This window comes from Flavobacterium sp. FG68, assembly GCF_057808895.1.
Map to the genome: position 1 here is coordinate 129,866 of NZ_JBMDIY010000008.1, position 15,698 is coordinate 145,563.

The window sequence follows — 15,698 nt, forward strand, 5'->3', positions numbered from 1 at the left end:
GATTACTCCCATTTTTGTGTTCTATTTTTCTTTTCTAAAAGGCTTCTCAATTTTCTTTCTTCCCATTCCTTGCCGAATATTTTGAAAGAAACAAACATATCAATTGCGGAACCTACATATACTGCAGACCAAATAATTACTACAACTCCGTTTAAAAAATGTAACGGAAAGAAGTTTAATGGCAATTCTGTATATTCTTTCAATACATAAAGAATCATTGCAGCGGCATACAGAAAAGTGTGTTTGTAAAATGATTTTAGTTTCAGCACTTTTTTACTTGCCAGCTCTTTCAAAACATTTTCTTCTGAACTATTATTAGAATTTGTTTCCATTATTCCCAAGTTTTTTGATTGCGTTCTTTCTCTAAAATTTCCCTGATTTTTCTTTCCTCCCATTTTTTATTAAAAAAAGGCGGAAGGTTAAAAACCTTTAATCCGTGTAAAACAACTCCTATTCCCCATCCCATTAAACACCATATAAACCATAAATATCCCGGCGAAGTCATAAGATTAACCACAATTACAATTGGGTTTACAAGTACATATACTGTGAGATGTTCATAAAATTCTCTTAGTTCTTTTACTCTTTTTTGAGCCTGATAATATCTTTCACCTTCGGCATAATTCTTTTCCATCATTATTTCCAGGTTTTTTGATTATTTTCTTTCTCTAAAATCTCTCTGATTTTTCGTTCTTCCCAATCAGAGCTGTAACCAAAAACTTTAAAAGCATGCATGGCAACTCCAAATCCCCATCCTAAAGCCGAGAACCAAAACCATTGAAATCCTGGTGAAAATTTTAAATTGATGAAAACTAAAAACGGAATGACACATAAATATGAAATTACATTTCCGTAAAATCCTTTCAACTCTTCTACTCTCTTTTTAGCTCTGTAATACGCTTTTGCTTCGTCATTATATTCTGTACTAATGTCCATAACTGCAATTTGTTTAGTTAAAATTGGAATCTTAACCGAGAAGTTCTTTTCATCCTGCTCAATCAGCACTTTTCTGTCGGTTATAATTCCGTAACGGTTTACAATATTCTGCAATCCAACGCCTTGCCTGTCTTGCAGAACTTCTTTTTTCTGAAGATCATTTTGGATAACCAAATAATCTTTGTCAATAAAAATTCTAATGTGTAATGGTTTCTGTTCGCTTACAACATTATGTTTTACTGTGTTTTCGAGTAAAAGCTGTAACGAAAGCGGAACCACTTTGGCATCCGGATTTATATTTCCTGCTGGCAATTCATAAAACAAACTGTTTTCAAAACGCATTTTCAACAGGTTCATATAGGTTTTTGCAAATGATAATTCATCTTCTACAGAAACCAGTTCTTTATCTTTTTGTTCTAAAACATATCTGTAAATTTTAGATAAAGAAGTGGTGAACCGCTGTGCGTTATCCGGATTTTCTTCAATTAAAGAACTAAGAACATTTAAGCTGTTAAAAAGAAAATGCGGGTCGATTTGATTTTTTAAACTTTCGAATTTGGCGTTTGCCGTTCCCGCAATTATCTTTTGCTGTATAACCTTATTTTCCTGATATAATTTGTAAAAATGTAATGCGTGAAATATCAGCAAAACGATAAAAGTAATGACCGAAGATTCTATGTAATTTGCCGGATCTTCATTTGCCAAAAAGCTTAATAACGGGCGTCTTTCTATAACAACCTGCGTAAAAATGCGCAGTACAAAAATGACGAAAAGTGAAATGAAAAATGAACTTATAAACCCTATAAAAATTCTTCTGGCAGAAAATCTGTTTGCTCCTTCAAAAACCTTATCTAAATACACAAATAGAGAAGCATTTACCACGTACAAAACAACGCTGTACAACATGCAGTACAAAAAATAGATGTACAAATCTTTGGTAAAAACTGCAGTTCCAAATGATGCAAAGCGAATCAGGAAGGAAAATAAAAATACTACTCCGCCAATTAAAAACGCTTTTAATAGATTTGGTTTTAAGGTCATTCTTTTATTTTTTTATAAATTATTTACAATTTTTTTGAGTTTCCAAAGCTCTGTCTAATCCCCATTTAGGAGAAAAAGGAGTTTCTGGTTTAAAAGTAGCAAAAAGTTCTATAGCTTTATCAACCTGAGCACAAAGTGGTTTTGTATCAACTCCTGTCCATTTTGCACCTCCTATTTGGTAATCAGCTTCACCAAAAACAATTCTTGGGTTGTTTGGGTCGATCGCTTTTCCTTTTGCGTAAGCTTCCATTACTTTAGCCGAATATTTCATTCCGTTTGTCATTGGGTCAGCCACAACATATCCTGTATAAATTAAAGCTTGCAAAGCATAAAGTTCAGCATTGTTTTGATCTTTTATAAATTCTACATCTAATGCATCTTGCGCTTTAGTTAAAAGAAGATCAATTTTTGTTTTATCCTTTTCAGTAAAAACCGCTGTTGCATTCATTAAAGCAATATAATAATTTGGCAGATAACTGGTTTTATCAGCAGAAGCAATTCTTTCAAATAATGCCGAAGCTTCTGTAGTTTTGCCTTCTTTCCAAAGTGCGAAAGCTTTAGTCATTCCTTGTTCAAATTGAGTTTGAGCAGAGCTTATTATTACAACAAATAATGCGATTAAAGTGATGCTTTTTTTCATTTTATAAATAATTTAAATGGTTATTTTGATTTGTTTTTTAGTTACTAATTTATAATACAATTTCAATTTTTGAATCTTTTGCTATAACAAATTTAGCATCTTTATAGGCAGGCGGCCCCATAAATCCTTTAGCATTGTTTGAAGCTGCATAATCTTCAGACGGAATTCCCATTGCGTTTCTATCAAGCTTACCGTTATTGTTTTCATCGTGATATGTTGAAATTGCGTATTCTCCTGCCGGAAGATTGTCAAATGTCACAACCGCTTCATTATTTTTAATTTCAGAAGAAAGGCTTTTGTACGTCGTTTTTAGAAATGTACCGTCTGAGTTGTACAAACCTACTTTTACAATTCCTGTATTGTTTTTTATACCTGAAACAGCAACAGTTAATTTTACATTTTGAGCAGACATTAAGCTGCAGATAAATAACGTGATTAGTGTAATAATTTTGGTCATGGTTCTTTTTTTTAAAGTTTCTAAGATTCTAAGTGACTGAGATTCTAAGTTTTTTTGTTGATGATTAAAACTCTTTTTTTTTAAGGCTCTAAGATTCTGAGTTGCTAAGTGACTAAGTTTTTTCTTAGTGCCTTAGAAGCTTAGCAACTTAAATACTTATTATTTTATACTTCAAAAGTATATCTGATTTTACTCTTTTAAAATTAAATAATACTGAGTTGTTGATTTTTGGTGCTGAATTGTTTCTTTTTAATGGTTCTAAGTTTTTTTTCAGTTTCTAAAATCTTAGCATCTCAGAATCTTAGCAACTTAGCATCTTTTAAAGATTCTTCAACTGATTCTCGCTCTTATTCTGACTGATCGTCCAGAAGAAACCTACGAAGAAAAATCTGTCTGCTGTTGGTGTAATTGCTTGTCTGTTATACACTCCGTTTGGATCTGGTAATTTTGCGTAATCGTATCCAAAAATATTCTGTGTTCCTAAAAGATTTGAAACTGAGAAATAAAGGATTTTTTGTGTCGTTAATAAATACGCCCAGTTAAAACTCAAACTATTATATGATTTAGTTTTTCCATTCATAAATTGTGTTTGGTTTGGATCGTTGTACGGACGTCCTGAACTGTAACTATTTGTAAATCCAATTTGTGATTTCCAGTCTGTAATAAAGTATTTGGTTACTACAGATAAGGTGTGATTTGCAATAAAACTTGGCGTTGCCATTGTTGGGAAATTCTTGTATTGTCTTTCAGAATCGATATAAGAATAGGATATCCAATATTCTAAGTTTTTATACAAATTGCTGTCTCTCCAAAATAAATCCAATCCTTTTGCATATCCTTTTCCGCTATTATTGAAAACCGAATTGTACTGAATATCTCTTGTATCGTATTGTACTAAATTGGTGTAATCTTTATAATAAGCTTCGGCTCTAAAAGTTTGTCCCGGCTGTGTAAACTGATAATTTAAAATATAATGCTGCGCTTTTTCGCTTTCAAACTGATGGTATTTTGAATACTTAATATAATCTACAACAGGCGTTTGAGAAAAGTCTCCGTAAGCAAATGAAAACTGGCTGCTTTTTGAAACTTTGTAAGCCAATGAAGCTCTTGGTGCAATATTGTTTTCATTTAATAAACTATTGTTCGAATATCTTAAACCAACTTTCATTGCCAGTTTTTTAGAGAATAAAATATCTGCTTCTGTATAAGCGGCAAAAATGTTAGAATCATATCCGTTTTTAACATCAATAGAAACATTGTCATCAAAATTTTCATTGAATTTGGTAATGAAATAATCCGCTCCAAAAGACAATTTGAAATAGTTTGAAACTTTCTTTCCAAGTTTCAATTTCAACTGTGCTGCATTTTCATCTGTATTAATATCGTTGATATCGTATTTTGTTTTGTTTTTGCTGTAACCGTAACTAATTCCAGAAGTTAACTGCCATCCTGTTCCAAAAGTTCCTTTATAAGAAGAGTTTAAATAAAAATTATTATTGTTTAAATCTGTTCTGATAGGATTTTCGAAATTGATGTTTTTCTGATTCAAATCGAATTTTTCAGAATCAAAAGCAGCATATAATTTAAAGATTCCGTTTGTGAAATTATATCGGTAAACTGTTTCACCACCAAGAGATTGATACGGATTATTCCAGTCCACATTTTGTGGAATTACAGCCTGATAAGGCGCTAAATTAATATAAGCCATATTTACGCTTAACGAACTTTTTGTCCATTTTTGAGTATTTCCTAAACTCAAACCAACCGTCATTAAACCAATATCTGTTTTATTATGATCTGGTTCGTCCTGCGTATTTAAAAGTAAAACACTCGATAAAGCTTCACCATATTCTGCAGAATAACCTCCTGTAGAAAAAGCAATTCCGCTGAATAAAAAAGGAGAAAAACGGCTTCTTGTTGGTAAATTATTAGTTGTTGCCCCGTACGGCTGTGCCACGCGGATTCCGTCAACAAAAGTCTGAGTTTCACTCGCTTCTCCACCACGTACAAACAAACGTCCGTCCTCGCCCACACTTTGTGTTCCCGGCAAAGTCTGCAAAGCGGCAATAATATTTCCGGCAGAACCTGCTGTTGTTACAATATCTAAAGGTTTTAAAACCGAAACTCTTGCTTTATCTCCAGATTCTAAAGTTCCGGCTGTAATGACAACGGCATCAAGAGCATTTACATTTTCTCTTAGTTTTACCGTTTGATCTTTAAAGTTGGCAACATCTATTTCTTTTTTGAAAGTTTCGAAAAGTAAAAAGCTTACTACTAAAAACTGATTTCCTGCTGCAGAAGTTTCAAAAGAGAAATCTCCAGTTTCAGAACTTGTTGCTCCGTCATAAGTTCCGTCTATATAAATATTCGCTCCGGCAACTGGTTTTCCTTTTTGGTCCAAAACTTTTCCTGAGATAACATTTTGTGCAAAAGTAAAAGTGCTTAGTAATAATAAAATAAAAGTAATTCTGGTTTTCATGATATTGGTTTTTGATGAGGCAAATGTATTTTAACATTTCCTGTTAAAAAATATATAATAACCCAATTGTAGAATTTTAAGGATGAGTTGTAAAATACTAATTTGTATCTTAGCTAGAAATTGAAAAACATCGTTAATCATGTCAGAAAGTAAAAGAGTTTCGAATTTGTATCAATCCATTTATAATGGAAATCCGTGGCTTGAAGTTACCTTAGCAGATACTCTAAAAGATGTAACTGCAGCTCAGGCTTATAAAAAAATCAACCCTAATTTAAATACAATTTGGGAAATTGTCAATCACCTAATACAATGGAGAAGAAACATATTAAAACGTGTTCAGGGAGAAATAATCACAACTCCCGATCATAATTATTTTGTACCCATTTTAGATTCATCAGAGCCGGCCTGGGAACAATCGCTGCAAAGTCTGGCAAAATCTCAGGAAATGTGGAATGATTGTTTGAGTAATTTTAATGATGCGGATTTTGAGAAAATAGATCAAAATAATAATCATAATTTTTATGAAGACATTCACGGAATCATTCAGCATGACGTTTATCATTTAGGTCAAATTGTTATTTTGAAAAAACTACTATAGCAGACAACAAAATTTTGTTTTTGGGCAATCTTGTCATTCCGAGGAACGAGGAATCTTCGTAAGAAACTCCATACTCAAAATCGCCAATCCTTGTCGAGCTACTTGTGAAGATTCCTCGCTCCTCGGAATGACAAAATTGAGAGCCATTTTAAATAAATATCATATGAAAAACTCACTTTTTATGATCGCATTTTTATTGATGAATGCAATTGGATTTTCACAAGAAACCGAAGTTAAATTCGATGAAAATTTGGCAAAATCCCTGAATGCCGATGAATACGGAATGAAAAAGTATGTCTTCTGTCTTTTAAAATCTGGAACCAATACAACGGCTTCAAAAGAAGAAACCAAAAAATTGTTTGAAGGACATATGGCAAACATTAATAAACTCGCAAAAGAAGGAAAACTAGTTGTTGCCGGACCTTTTATGAAAAACGACAGAAATTATAGAGGTATTTATATTTTTAACGTAGAAACTGTTGACGAAGCAAAAGCACTTGTAGCAACAGATCCGGCGATAAAAGCCAATTTACTCGAAGCCGAATTAACGCCTTGGTACTGCACCGCCGCTTTGCAGGAAACTGTAAAAATACATGAGAAAATCGCTAAGACGAAAATGTAATCTTTGATGAATAAAATAAATTTAAAATCTACTCTATTTTTTTCTCTTGTAATTCTTCTTCTATCTGTTAGCTCTTACGCGAACAACGATTATGATGAATCAAAAATATCAGACAAAACAAACCGAATTGTAAAAAAAATAGCAAAAGTTAATTTTTTAATGGGTTCGGCTGTGGGTCCCAGCGGAATGATGCCAAAACAATTTGAGAATTTTTTAGAGTTAAAAAAGAATGCTTCAATAAACGAATTAGTCACGTTAACCAACTACCCAAACGGAGTTGTAAGATGTTACTCTTTTTGGGCTTTACTAGATCTAAAAAATGTTGATTTGTTTTCAATAGCAAAAAACCATTTAAGTGACGACACTATAGTTTACACTCAATTTGGATGTCTTGGCAACGACGAAAAAGTGGGCGATTTTTACATAAGGTTGCTTACCACTAATTATGAAGATGAAGATGAAGATGGAAATGAGGGTAAAAAATTATTAAGTGAAAAACAAGTCAAAGAATTAGATAGTCTTTTAATATATACTGAGAATAATCTGGATTCGAAATATCTTGCCATTGAAAATGCTGAACCAAATGAGATTTTATATCCAACAGTTAGAGAATTAGTAATAAAACAACATAATCAAAATGCTTTAGTCGCTCTGGCAAAGTATAGAAAAGAAAGCGACATAGAACTTATTCTAAAAAACAAAGATGAAAATACCGGGAATTTTTATACATACAAAGCAATTCAAAATTTTCCTGATGCAAAATTCTTCCCTTTCTTAGAAAAAAACTTAGATCTGACTTTAAAAGAAGGTTTTTATCAGAATGAGTGGATAGAATTTTACAAGGCAATAGCTGCATATAAAAATCAAAAAGCTTTGGAATTACTAAGTATTCCGTTTGCAAAAGCCGAAGACCAAAATATTAAACTATATCATGCAATCTATATTTATGATGCAATCTGGCTTAATAAATGCAGTCTTTATGATGCTTTATTTTGGAAAATATGGCAGGAAGAAAATCACATTACTACAGATGGCTTTATGTATCTTGTACAATTAGATCCTGCTAAAGCATACGAATTGAGTAAAAGAGAACTTATACCTAATTATCAGATTAAGAATACAATAGCTATACCTAATGTAAGTCAGGGTATCTTTACTGAAAATTTAAAAGAATCAATTCTAAATTTTATTCTTCTTAATGATAAACCTTTAGCTTATAATATAATTATCGGAAAAATTGATAATGCCGATTTTTTTGATTTTGAAATTTATTGCAAAAAAATCTCGGAATTAAAAGATGACATTTTTATTGAACCTCTTTTTAAAAGATTAAACAATGAACAAAGTCCATATGTATATTTGAGAATTGTAGAAACATTAGTTTCTTTTAAAAATGATGCTATCAACAAGCGAATTCTCGAAACAAGAAAGGGAAACATCTATATGACAGATGGCTGGGGAAGTGACAATCTTGATGAAATCCTAAAAAAGAATAACATTCAATAAAATATGAAAACTGAAAAAGAAAAAATGATTTCGGGTGAATATTACAACGCTTTTGACCCGGAATTAGTAAAAGGCCGCAGAACTGCAAAAAATCTCTTACATAGTTTAAATGTAAAAGAATACAGAGTTACCAAAAAAGCAAAAGAAATTTTAAAAGAATTGATTCCCAATACTGGAGCTGGTTTTTACATCGAGCCTCCTTTTCATTGTGATTACGGTTATAATATTTTCTGCGGTGAAAACGTTTATTTTAATGTGAATTGTGTTGTTCTGGATTGTGCGCCAGTAAATATTGGTTCAAATGTTTTTATTGCACCAAATGTTCAAATTTATACAGCATCGCATCCACTTGACGCTGAATTACGAAAATCACTGGAAAATGCTTATCCGGTTACCATTGGCGACGATTGCTGGATTGGTGGAAATTCTGTTATTTGTCCGGGCGTTACAATTGGAAAAGGCTGTGTTATTGGCGCTGGATCTGTTGTTACAAAAGACATTCCGAATAATTCATTAGCCGTAGGGAATCCGGCAAAAGTAATCCGAAAATTAAATCAAGAACCTGAATCTAAATCATAATGCTTACCCTAAATAAAGTTCATCATATTGCCATTTTATGCTCTGATTATCAAAAATCAAAAACCTTTTATACTGAAATTTTAGGTTTAACAATTATCAGAGAAATCTACAGAGAAGAGCGCCAGTCGTATAAATTAGATTTAGCTTTAAATGGAATTTATGTAATTGAATTATTTTCATTTCCAGATCCGCCAAAAAGACCTTCAAGACCAGAAGCGGTTGGCTTACGTCATTTGGCATTTGAAGTCATTAATCTAAATGAAACCGTTGCTTTTTTGACTTCAAAAAACATAGAATCTGAGCCTATCAGAATTGATGAAACGACAGAAAAACGTTTTACTTTTATTGCAGATCCTGATTTACTTCCGATAGAGTTTTATGAGAGATAAGTTTTTGCCACGAAGACACTAAGGCACAAAGTTTTCTTTTTAAAAATACTGTTTGTCATTTCGAGGAACGAGAAATCGCACTAGTGAATCGATAAAGATTGGCAACATTCTGTGCGGAGTTTCTAGTGCGATTTCTCGTTCCTCGAAATGACAAAACTGTGTGTTTAGTCGTTGGCTTAAGAAAAAACTTTGAACCTTTGAACCTTTGTTTCTTTGTTTCTTTGTTCCTAAATAACCGATATGCAGAGAAAAACACACTGAAAGAATTTTCTTATTTTAATAATTTTAACATATAATAAGGAGCGATTATTATTAAAAAACAGATTTGATTGCCTAATTTTGTGAAATCGCAAATAAAATCCTGCGACTATAAAATCACTTCTGATGAATAAAACGGCGCAAATCAAAAAAAATCATCAATTCATTAAGTTCCGAAAATTAGTTATTGTTTCTATTTTAATTGGCTTTCTTTCAGCCTTCCTCGGAATTTCACTTAAAAAAATTACAGAGTATTACGAAGAAATCTTCTTTCACCAAGTTTCGGTAAACCCATTATTCTACATCCTTTTTCCAGTTTTCGGATTATCGGTAATTTATTTTCTGAGACAATATCTTTTTAAGAAAAAAGAAAACAAAGGAATCAAAGAAGTTTTTGAAAGTACGCAAACCACAAAGAATCTTCCCTCTTATAAAATCCCATCACACTTTATCAACGGATTATTGACTGTAGTTTTTGGAGGTTCAACAGGAATCGAAGTTTCTACCGTAGTTGCCACAGCCACAATTGGTTCCGTTGCACACGAGAAAGAAAATGTTTTCCGTCAGTACAAAACCGAATTAATCTGCGCCGGAGTTGCAGCCGGAGTAACAGCACTTTTCAGCAGTCCAATTGCGGGAATTTTATTTGCTCTTGAAGTTATTTCCAGAAAAGTGACACGAGCTTTTATCATTTCGAATGTAATTGCGGTTTCAGTTGCTTTTAGTTTGCTTTCTATTTTAAAAGAAGAACCTTTGTTTGCCGTTTCTATTGAAACCTGGCATTTAAAAGCCATTCCGTATTTTATCCTTTTAGGAATTTTAGCCGGAATGAACTCGGTTTATTTAACCAAATGTGTCTTGTTTTTTAAATCACAGTTTGGAAAAATCGGAACTCATTATTATAAAATAATTATAGGCTCTGCAGTTTTAAGCATTTCTTTATTTATTTTTCCCCAATTATATGGCGAAGGTTATCATGCTATAAAAGGCATTTTCGGAAACTCGGCACAAATACCTTTAACTATAACATTAGCTTTAACATTCATCGGAATTTTAATTCTAAAACCAATTGTAACTTCTATAACATTAGCTTCTGGCGGCGACGGCGGCGTTTTTGCTCCGAGTCTGTTTATTGGGGCTTTCTTAGGATTATTACTGGCTTCGGTTTTAAATAGTTTTTTCCATGTAAATGTAATTCCGGTTAACTTTATGATTATTGGAATGGCGGCTGTTTTGAGCGCGAGTATTCATGCTCCATTTACAGCAATATTTTTAGTATGCGGATTAACAAATGATTATACGTTGTTTTTACCGATTCTTGTTGTTTGTTTAATTTCAAAATACACAGCAAAAACACTTTATCCTTATACAGTATATAGTTATGCCCCAAGCTTAACGAAATAAATATTTTTTTTAGGCCACAGATTTCACAGATTAAAAGGATTATAAATCTGTGGCAAAAAATACCACAAATTATATCATTATGCCCACTCCTAAAATTAAAAGAAGCTATCGCAAAACACGTTACATTCTTTATAAAGAAACTTTAATTGATTATAAGGAACATTTTTGGTCTTTTTTAGGATCGTTTGTTGGAATTGGAATTCTGGCTTACGTACAATCGATTCACTTTTCCGGTAGCGATGCTGTTTATTTAATTGGTTCTTTTGGAGCTTCGAGCGTTTTGGTTTATGGAATTATTCAAAGTCCGTTTTCTCAGCCCCGAAATCTGGTTGGCGGACATGTAATTTCTGCTCTTGTAGGTGTAACTGTCCATAAACTGGTTCCGGATATTATGTATATCGCTGCTCCATTGGCCGTTTCTATTGCCATAATTTTAATGCAGATTACCAAAACACTTCATCCGCCGGGAGGCGCAACAGCTTTAATCGCTGTTATTGGAACAGAAAAAGTAAAAGCTTTGGGATATATGTATGTGCTTTCTCCGGTTTTAAGCGGTGTACTTATTTTACTTTTAACGGCTTTGATTTTTAATAATATGACTTCTAGCAGAAGTTATCCTAGCCATAGTACGTACCACAAACATTATCATAAAATTAGAAAGAGATTGACTGGGAAGTAATACTCTTGTCTGCTCCTGCAAGGTTTTCAAAACCTTGTAGGTATAACTTGAGCAATACCTGAAACCTACAAGGTTTTGAAAACCTTGCAGGAATGTGAAGTATACGATTGTCACCCTGAGCGAAGTCGAAGGGCGCTCCTATTGGATCGGGGCTTCGACTTCGCTCAGCCTGACAATCGACGCCACATAATCAGAAAGCTGAAAAAATCTTTTCAACAAATCGTAATTCACAATTCGTATTTCATTTTTTATATTTTACCTTTGACCTCTCAATAAAAACAAAGATTATGGTTTATAAATTTAGAGTAATTCTAGACGCCGAAGAAGATATTTTTAGAGACATTGCTATTCTTGAAGACGATACGCTTGAGGATTTACACAATGCGATCTTCAACGCTTTTGGTTTTGACGGATCAGAAGTTGCTTCATTTTATACTTGTGATGAGACTTGGAATCAGGAAGATGAAATTCCTCTTTTTGATACTGGCGATGTTCCGGGTGAACAAAGAACCATGAACGATTATCCGTTATCTAGTATTTTAGATAAAGAAAATACAAAGATTATCTACGTTTATGATTTCATCAGCATGTGGACTTTCTTAGTTGAACTAGCTGCTGTTGAAGATGAAGCAGTTGGTGCAACGTATCCTGAAACTTTATTCTCTCACGGAGAAATGCCGGACGAAGCGCTTGAAAAAAACTTCGAAGCAGATGATATGCACAACGACATCTACGGAGAATTTGAAGATGATTTAGACGAAGATGATCTTGATATGTTCGAAGGCGATGACAGCTTTGAAGATTATGGATTTGAGGAAAATTGGAATTGATTTTTTAAGGGACAGAGGTTCAGAGAGGCAAAGGTTCAGAGGTTTTCTTAGAGTCTTCGATTCTTTATTGTAGGAATATTTTTATTTTTGTGTTTTATTTTTAAATACAAAATATGAATACTTTTAGAGACCTTCTGATTTGGCAAAAATCAATGAACTTAGTTACCGAAATTTACCAATTAACAAATTCATTCCCGAAAGAAGAAATTTATGGACTATCTTCACAAATTAGGAGATGTTCTATATCAATACCGAGTAATATTGCTGAGGGATATGGAAGAGACGGAAATAATGATTATTTGAGATTCTTAAATATTTCAATTTCATCATTGTTTGAAATGCAGACTCAGCTTGAAATTTCATTCAATTTAAAATATATAACCGAGTATCAATTCAATAAAATAAATGGAGAAAGCAGAGAAATAGAACGAATGTTAAGCTCTTTTATCAGAAAAATAAAAGACAGAAAATAACCTTTGTCCCTTTGAACCTCTGTAACTCTGAACCTAAATAACACATGATAAATTTATTCAACACCCACATCGAGACGCTTGCGATACACCGCGTAGGGAACAAAAGCCGTAACGAAGCTATTTTTTTATCAGAGCAGCCATTTAATCTAAATGATGAAATTGTGCCTTTGATAAAAGAGTACTTCTTTAAACCTTTTAGAGAGAAAGAAGAAAACTATTATCAGTTTGCGCACGAAGTGGACTTGGATTACAACGACATGTTTAAATATGCAACGGAGATTTTTGCTAATCCATCTAATTTACAGGAGATTTCAAAAAAAATCACGACGCATTTATTTGAGCAGTCCAATCATCCGCATATTAAAAACGGAGAGGTTTATGTAACGTACTTAACAAACTTAAGTATTGATAATAATGTAGTTGACGCAATCGGGATTTTTAAAAGCGAATTGCAAGCTGACTTTTTACAATTTGAAGAAAAAAACAGCAACTTGGAAATGATTTTGCAGCAAGGAATCAACCTGAGCAAATTAGATAAAGGATGTTTGATTTTTAACTATAAAAAAGAAGAAGGATATAAAATTCTAACTGTAGACAGCAACCGTTACGACGCGCGTTATTGGTTAGAGCATTTTTTATCAGTAGACGCTTTTGAAGACGAAAACTTCATCACAAAAAAATATCTAAAATTCTGCCAAAACTTCGCAAAAGATGTTGTTTTACCAGCAGAAGACAAAAAAGAAGAAGTTATGTTTATGAACCGATCTGTGAATTATTTCGCTAAAAATGATCAGTTCGAAGAGCAAAACTTCTTAAATGAAGTATTAGACAATCCAGACTTAATTCCTGAATTCAAAAATTATAAAGTTGATAAAGGAGAAAAATACAGCATCGAAGATGTAACCTCATTCCCAATTGCTAACGCAGCAGTTTCTGACGCCAGAAAATCGATTAAAAACGTAATTAACCTGGATACGCATATTCAGATTAAAATGGATTTTATCAATCCTGAAAGTGCAGAAAAATTTGTTGAAAAAGGCTGGGATGAAGAAAAACAAATGTATTACTACTTAGTGTATTTCAACAAAGAAGAAAAAAGCTAAGAAGTTTTCATTTTCTATTACTTACTTAAAACAAAAAATGGCAGTTACAAAATATAATTGCCATTTTTTTATTACCATTATTTTCGATTTATAAAAGAGAAAAAACTGCTTTTACAATATCATCATAAACTTGTTTATCTCTTTCTCCGGCGCGGGCCAAAACCCTAATTCCGGAATAATTATTAAAGATAAATCGGGCTAAAATTTTCGCATCTAACTGTTTGGAAATATGTCCTGCCTCCTGCCCTTTTTTCACTGCATTTGTAAAAACTTCTTCCATTGTCTGACTGTTGTTTTTTACAATCTTAGCAATCTCTTCATCGTGCATAGCTAATTCTACAGAAGAATTTACCATAAAACAACCTTTTGTAATTCTGTCTTCGAGGCTTTCTATAACTGCTTGTTTAAAAATAGCATGCAATGTTTCTTTGACATTTTCAGATTTATCCAAAAGCTCTTTTACAGCATCTTGATTCTGCTGCTGATAGCGCTGCAAAGATTTTGAAAATAACTTTTGTTTGTCGCCAAAAGTATCATACAAACTAGAGCGGCTTAAACCTAAATGTGTTACCAAATCCTGGGCAGATGTTCCGTTGTAACCTTTGTGCCAAAAAATTTCAATTGCTTTATCTAAAGCCTGATCTTCATTAAATTCCTTCGTTCTAGCCATGACATCAAAATTAAATTTCTTTACAAATATAAGAATTAAACGGAACAATCGTTCCTGAATAAGTCAAAAAAAATTATAATACTGTGTTTACAGTAAGTCCGCCGTCAACCACAATTTCGGTTCCTGTAATGAATGAAGAATCATCAGAAGCAAGGAAACTAATTGTTTTTGCAACCTCAGAAGCTTGTCCAAAACGTTTCAATAAGATTTTGTTTCCTAAAGCAGCTCCTAAACCTTCAACTTCTTCTTTTTCTAAACCAACTTTACCATACAAAGGTGTTTCGATTGGACCAGGAGAAACTGCATTTACTCTGATTTTTCTTGGTGCTAATTCTGCTGCAAATATTCTGTTTAAAGATAGAACCGCTGCTTTACTTGCTCCGTATACGCTTGAACCCGGCATTCCTAATTGAGCATTTACCGAAGTATTAAAAATAATAGATCCGCCATCGTTTAAAATTGGCAATACTTTTTGAACTGTAAAATAAACTCCTTTTACATTCACGTTCATAATACTGTCATAATGATCTTCTGAAGCTGAATCTACCGGAGCAAAAGCTGCGATTCCGGCATTTAAAAATAGAATATCTACTTTTCCGAATTGTGCTTTTACTTGTTCTACTAAACTGTCAATAGATTTTAAATCAGATTGATCTGCAACGATTCCGGTAACGTTCAATTCTGTTTCGGCTTTTGCTAAAGCTTCTTTGTTTCTTCCTGTCACAATTACTTTTGCCCCTTTTGATACTAAATCAGCTGCTGCTGCGTATCCAATTCCACTATTTCCACCTGTTACAATAGCTACTTTGTTTTCTAAATTTTTCATTTTATTTGTTATTTAAGTTATTGATTATTCAATTATTATGGTACAAAGATATAATAACGGAACGATCGTTCCGTTATTATTAAAGTTAATTTTTTGTTAAAATAATTATTCACTTCTGAAAGTGCCATTTTATAAGGGTTTATATCTATGTAACCATAAAGGAAACAAATCGTAAAATGTCGCCAATTCTTAATTTATGCTTAATTTT

Annotated in this window: 18 protein-coding genes; 10 read left to right on the top strand and 8 right to left on the bottom strand. The window is 32.7% G+C overall.

All coding sequences use genetic code 11. The features are described 5' to 3' along the window. Positions 1-2: 2 nt before the first annotated feature. The 6 genes from ACODSB_RS07465 to ACODSB_RS07490 all read right to left on the bottom strand — a co-directional run bounded on the left by ACODSB_RS07465 (position 3) and on the right by ACODSB_RS07490 (position 5,553). Complete coding sequence (locus ACODSB_RS07465) at positions 3-332, bottom strand: 2TM domain-containing protein (protein WP_488936572.1); 330 nt, start codon at positions 330-332, stop codon at positions 3-5. Next, positions 332-637 (bottom strand): 2TM domain-containing protein, encoded by a 306-nt coding sequence (locus tag ACODSB_RS07470; protein ID WP_488936573.1) that lies wholly within the window; start codon positions 635-637, stop codon positions 332-334. Before ACODSB_RS07470 ends, ACODSB_RS07465 begins: the two co-directional genes overlap by 1 nt. Beyond that, the gene (locus ACODSB_RS07475) at positions 637-1,977 is read right to left on the bottom strand and encodes a histidine kinase (RefSeq protein ID WP_488936574.1); all 1,341 of its coding nucleotides are present in this window, start codon (positions 1,975-1,977) and stop codon (positions 637-639) included. The genes ACODSB_RS07470 and ACODSB_RS07475 overlap by 1 nt, the downstream gene beginning before the upstream one ends. A 19-nt stretch (positions 1,978-1,996) precedes the next feature. Further along, positions 1,997-2,617 (bottom strand): hypothetical protein, encoded by a 621-nt coding sequence (locus tag ACODSB_RS07480; RefSeq protein WP_488936575.1) that lies wholly within the window; start codon positions 2,615-2,617, stop codon positions 1,997-1,999. A gap of 49 nt (positions 2,618-2,666) precedes the next feature. Continuing rightward, positions 2,667-3,074, bottom strand: a complete 408-nt coding sequence (locus ACODSB_RS07485; RefSeq protein ID WP_180857990.1) for a DUF2141 domain-containing protein — start codon at positions 3,072-3,074, stop codon at positions 2,667-2,669. Between the two features lie 319 nt (positions 3,075-3,393). Next, positions 3,394-5,553: a TonB-dependent receptor gene (locus tag ACODSB_RS07490; protein ID WP_488936576.1), complete on the bottom strand. Its 2,160-nt coding sequence runs from the start codon at positions 5,551-5,553 to the stop codon at positions 3,394-3,396. A 139-nt stretch (positions 5,554-5,692) separates the two neighbouring features. Here ACODSB_RS07490 and ACODSB_RS07495 point away from each other — a divergent pair, with 139 nt between their 5' ends. The 10 genes from ACODSB_RS07495 (at position 5,693) to ACODSB_RS07540 (ending at position 13,994) form a co-directional block, all read left to right on the top strand. After that, positions 5,693-6,151, top strand: coding sequence for a DinB family protein (locus ACODSB_RS07495; RefSeq protein ID WP_053473872.1), 459 nt, complete (start codon positions 5,693-5,695; stop codon positions 6,149-6,151). A gap of 163 nt (positions 6,152-6,314) precedes the next feature. Next, a complete protein-coding gene (locus ACODSB_RS07500) occupies positions 6,315-6,773 on the top strand; it encodes a YciI family protein (RefSeq protein WP_488936577.1) in 459 nt (152 codons plus the stop codon). 6 nt (positions 6,774-6,779) lie between these two features. Next, positions 6,780-8,279, top strand: coding sequence for a hypothetical protein (locus tag ACODSB_RS07505; RefSeq protein ID WP_488936578.1), 1,500 nt, complete (start codon positions 6,780-6,782; stop codon positions 8,277-8,279). Positions 8,280-8,282: 3 nt separating this feature from the next. Continuing rightward, the gene (locus ACODSB_RS07510) at positions 8,283-8,858 is read left to right on the top strand and encodes a sugar O-acetyltransferase (protein ID WP_488936579.1); all 576 of its coding nucleotides are present in this window, start codon (positions 8,283-8,285) and stop codon (positions 8,856-8,858) included. Beyond that, complete coding sequence (gene gloA2 / locus ACODSB_RS07515; RefSeq protein ID WP_053473869.1) at positions 8,858-9,247, top strand: SMU1112c/YaeR family gloxylase I-like metalloprotein; 390 nt, start codon at positions 8,858-8,860, stop codon at positions 9,245-9,247. Before ACODSB_RS07510 ends, gloA2 begins: the two co-directional genes overlap by 1 nt. A gap of 384 nt (positions 9,248-9,631) precedes the next feature. Then, positions 9,632-10,909 (top strand): chloride channel protein, encoded by a 1,278-nt coding sequence (locus tag ACODSB_RS07520; RefSeq protein ID WP_488936580.1) that lies wholly within the window; start codon positions 9,632-9,634, stop codon positions 10,907-10,909. 79 nt (positions 10,910-10,988) lie between these two features. Continuing rightward, positions 10,989-11,588, top strand: coding sequence for an HPP family protein (locus tag ACODSB_RS07525; protein ID WP_256637493.1), 600 nt, complete (start codon positions 10,989-10,991; stop codon positions 11,586-11,588). A gap of 287 nt (positions 11,589-11,875) precedes the next feature. After that, positions 11,876-12,418, top strand: coding sequence for an IS1096 element passenger TnpR family protein (locus ACODSB_RS07530; protein ID WP_053473866.1), 543 nt, complete (start codon positions 11,876-11,878; stop codon positions 12,416-12,418). Positions 12,419-12,531: 113 nt separating this feature from the next. Next, the gene (locus tag ACODSB_RS07535) at positions 12,532-12,891 is read left to right on the top strand and encodes a four helix bundle protein (RefSeq protein WP_232679028.1); all 360 of its coding nucleotides are present in this window, start codon (positions 12,532-12,534) and stop codon (positions 12,889-12,891) included. 44 nt (positions 12,892-12,935) lie between these two features. Next, complete coding sequence (locus ACODSB_RS07540; RefSeq protein WP_053473864.1) at positions 12,936-13,994, top strand: nucleoid-associated protein; 1,059 nt, start codon at positions 12,936-12,938, stop codon at positions 13,992-13,994. Positions 13,995-14,082: 88 nt separating this feature from the next. Here ACODSB_RS07540 and ACODSB_RS07545 read toward each other — a convergent pair whose 3' ends face one another. After that, positions 14,083-14,664 (bottom strand): TetR/AcrR family transcriptional regulator, encoded by a 582-nt coding sequence (locus tag ACODSB_RS07545; protein WP_488936581.1) that lies wholly within the window; start codon positions 14,662-14,664, stop codon positions 14,083-14,085. Positions 14,665-14,737: 73 nt separating this feature from the next. Next, positions 14,738-15,490: an SDR family oxidoreductase gene (locus ACODSB_RS07550; protein ID WP_291146984.1), complete on the bottom strand. Its 753-nt coding sequence runs from the start codon at positions 15,488-15,490 to the stop codon at positions 14,738-14,740. Positions 15,491-15,698 lie beyond the last annotated feature (208 nt).